This is a genomic window from Paenibacillus sp. EKM212P, from assembly GCF_011066115.1.
In the GTDB taxonomy this organism is placed as follows: domain Bacteria; phylum Bacillota; class Bacilli; order Paenibacillales; family Paenibacillaceae; genus Paenibacillus; species Paenibacillus polymyxa_B.
This window is the reverse complement of the sequence record NZ_JAAMNR010000028.1, coordinates 1-4,191: the sequence shown is the minus strand read 5'-3', so window position 1 is coordinate 4,191 and position 4,191 is coordinate 1. Positions and strand designations below refer to the sequence as shown.

Below are 4,191 nucleotides of genomic sequence, written 5' to 3'. Positions count from 1 at the left end.
ACCTGACGTGTAAATCATATAGGCCAGGTTATGCGGGCGGGCGACAGGGATTAGATTGCTCGCATCCTGTGCTCCCAGTTGAGCTTGAACGTCCTCGTCATCCAAGACTACAGCTCGAACTGTGGATGGCAAGCTGAGCGACAGGTTGGCAACTCTGCTTGTAATCACGACCTTGGCCCCACTGTCTTGGAGCATGTAGTCGATGCGCTCCTGTGGATACATCGTATCCATCGGCACATACGCGCCTCCGGCCTTAAGTACCCCCAGAATGCTCACCAGGATATCCGCAGAACGTTCCAGCAATACCCCTACCGGTTGATCTGCTTCGACCCCTTTGGCTCGTAACACACGAGCCAATTGGTTCGCACGCTCATTCAGCTCAGTGTAGGTCAGCGCGGTGACTCCAGACACAACTGCTATCCGCTCAGGGTCGTGCTCAGCCTGCTCTTCAAAGCGTTCGCTGAGCGAACGGCCTTGCACCTGTCTGTGTTCAGCACAACGCACACTATGTGCGTTCGGGTCATTAAATACCTCTAGAATCTGCGCGGTTTCTTCCGCCGTAATCAGTTCCAACTCACCCAGCTTCGCATCCGGGTTCGCCGCTACCGCTTCGGCCAAACGAATAAAGTGGCGTGTCATCCGTTCTACGGTTTCCTGTTGATACAACGCGGTTGCATACTGCAATCCGAACTGGATGCCTGCCTCTTCCTCACTGGCCTCCATCATCAAATCAAACTTGACTGGCGTTTGTTCCAAGCCGTATGGACGGAAGCTCAGGTCCGCCAGCTGCAGCTTGCCTTCCTCAGTCGTTTGCAGGGTAAACATCGTATCAAACAGTGGATGGCGGCTCATATCCCGTTTCACGTTCAGCTTTTCCACCAGCTCCTCAAACGGATAGTCCTGGTGCTCGTAAGCTTGCAGGGCGCGCGTCTTCACATCCTCCACGTAGCTTCGGAAGCTTTGCTCTGCCGTCGGATAGTTCCGCAATGCCAACGTTCCGACGAACATCCCAATCATTGGCTCCAGATCTGCATGCGGTCGTCCTGCAATCGGTGTGCCGACTACAATATCTTCTTGCCCGCTGTATTGGTGTAAGAGCGCGGTGTACGCTGCCAGCAGCACCATATACAGCGTCGAGCCTGTGTGCGCCGCCAGTTCCTTCAGGCGTTCGCTTGCTTCGCGCTCCAGCCCGAACACCACCGTATCGCCTGCCGTACTTCGTACCGACGGACGGGCAAAGTCCGTCGGTAGATCCAGCACAGGCAGTTCACCCCGGAAGGTGTCGAGCCAGTACGCTTCCTGACGTTGCATCCACTCTTGATGGGCTTCGCTTTGCTGCCATACCGCATAATCCTTGTACTGTATACGCAATGGCGAAAGCTCTTCACCGTCGTATAAGCGGACAAATTCATCGGTCAGTACCCCCATGGACACACCATCCGAGACGATATGGTGCATATCGAGCATGAGCAAATGCTGCGGTTCCTGCTCGGTTCCTTGTACACCCAAATCTACCAAGCCTACCCGCAGCAGCGGAGCGGCTTGCAGATCGAACGGACGTACAAACTGCCGCACCCGTTCTTGTGCTTCCTGGCTGACCATCGTGTCCGTATCCGTGGTTGTATCTTCTGCCTGTACCTTTGTATATTCCACTTCAAACGGCACGGTGTCCTCAATCCATTGCATTGGCTCACTGTCCACCAGTGCAAAGCGGGTACGCAAGGTGGCATGACGGGCGATTAATTGACGGAACGCGTCTGCTACCCGTTTCACATCCAGCGGTCCGCTCACTTGCAGCACCGACGGCATGTTGTAGTTCACATCATTCGGGTCGAACTGATGCAGCACATACAGTCGTTTTTGCGCCGAAGATAAGGGGTAGAAGTTGCGTTCTTCCGTTACCGGAATGGACGCATAGGTTACTTGATCCAGATGTTCCAGTACGACTGCCAATTGCTCAATCGTTGGTGCTTCAAAAATACTGCGCAATGGAAGCGGCTTGTTCAGCTCCTTGTGAATCCTCGAGGCGAGCGTCGTCGCCCGCAGTGAATGTCCACCAATCTCGAAGAAGTTTTCCTTCACGCCGACCTGCGCCAGGCCCAGCACATCCTGCCAGATTTGCGCCAACTTCACTTCCACCCACGTCCGCGGTGCAACATAGTCGGCTCCGCTTAGCAGGCTGTCTTCTGGTGCTGGTAAAGCCTTGCGATCGATTTTACCGTTCGGTGTCAGCGGCATTTGTTCCAGCTGTACCAGATAGGAAGGGATCATGTAACCCGGCAGCTTCTGGCTCAAATCGCTGCGTAGCTTACTTGCGACAACTTCCTCATCGGCGACCACATAAGCGCAGAGCTGCTTCTGCCCTTGCTCATCTTCACGCGCGATGACCACAGCTTCTTGCACCGCTTCCAGCTTCAACAGCTGCGTTTCTACCTCGCCCAGTTCGATCCGGTAGCCCCGAATTTTCACCTGTGCGTCGATCCGTCCCTTATATTCCAGCGTCCCGTCCACATTCAAGCGTACCAGGTCGCCTGTGCGATAGCAGCGTTCTCGGCTGCGGAACGGGCTGTCGATGAACTTTTCGGACGTCAGGTCCGGACGGTTGCGGTATCCACGTGCCACCCCGTCACCGCCTACCAGCAGTTCACCCCATACCCCGACGGGTTGAAGCCGCATCGAACGGTCCACGACGTACACTGTTGAATTATGGATCGGTCTACCAATTGGCACCGATTCCGATTGCATACCAGTGATCGCATGCACTGTGGAAAAGGTCGTATTTTCGGTCGGGCCATAGATGTTACTGATCCGCAAGGATGGATGAGCCTCCAGCACCCGGTTCATATGTGGTACGGACATCACATCACCGCCGACCAGCAGTTCCCGTATCCCCTCGAACAGCGTCAGATCCTGCTGGGACAGCTGGTTAAAGAGCGGTGTGGTCAGAAACATCGTGGTAATGCCGTGGCTGCGCACAGCTTCCTTAAGCTTGGGTGCGTCCAAAATGACATCCTGGCTCACTAGCACCAGCTGTCCACCATTCAATAGCGCCCCCCAAATTTCGAAGGTGGATGCATCGAAAACAACAGCCCCTGTTTGCAAAATGCGCGTGTCGGCATCCAATTGCGCGTAGTTTGTATTTTTCACCAAACGTACGACATTACGATGCTCCACCATAACGCCCTTCGGCTGCCCCGTCGTACCCGACGTATAAATGACATACGCCAGATCGTTTGGACCAGACAGCGACTCCAGATTGGAAGCATCCTCGTGATACACACTCTGTGCTTCATCCAGCACCAGCACGTTACCGTCGAAAGCCACTTTATCCACCAGATGGTTTTGCGTTAATAGCAGCTTCGCACCCGAGTCGTCCAGCATGTAGCGGATACGCTCCTCCGGATACGTCGGATCGATGGGCACATATGCACCCCCGGCTTTCAAAATGCCTAAGATCCCCACGATCAAGTCTACCGAACGCTCGGTCATTAGACCCACCAATCGATCCTTCGTCACGCCTTGACTACGCAAGGTACGAGCCAGACGATTGGCGCGTTCATTCAGCTCGCGATAGGTCAACTGCTCTCCTTCGAAGAACAACGCTGGCTGTTCCGGTGTCTGCGCCGTTTGTGTCTCGAACAAGCCATGAATCGTTTGCTCGCTTGGATACTCAGCAGCTGTATTTCCCCATACGCTGAGAATTTGCTCGCGCTCTGGCTCACTTACCATATCCAGCTCATGCACTCGAATGTCCGGCTTCGCCACCACCTGCTCCAACAGCTGTATCAGATGGCCCTGAATCCGTTCAACGGCTTCACGATCATATCGCTTCGCATTGTATTCAAATCGGATTTTCATCGCTTCCTGCGGCATGACAACCAGATTAAAATCATAGTTGGTTTGTTCAATCATGCCAGCATTGCGAATTTCAAAATCCGACGCTGCACCTTCGCCAAGTTGCTCGACCTGCTCCTCCACCGGATAGTTTTCAAACACGATAATGTGGTTGATCAGGTCTTGCTTTTGCTCGCTCAAGGCTTGAATTTCATATAGCGGATACGTTTCATAATCTTGAGAAGTCAGCGCCTGCTGCTGATTCGTTCTGATCATGTCAGCAAAGGTGTCCTCAGCCCCACTGCGGATACGTATTGGAATGGTGTTAATGAACAAGCCCACCATATTTTCGATCCC

1 protein-coding gene is annotated in these 4,191 nt (G+C 53.8%); it reads right to left on the bottom strand.

Annotation, left to right across the window (positions count from 1 at the left end):
- Positions 1-4,191 (bottom strand): non-ribosomal peptide synthetase (locus tag G9G54_RS24725; RefSeq protein WP_165179930.1); only part of this gene is annotated, 4,191 nt, incomplete at both ends.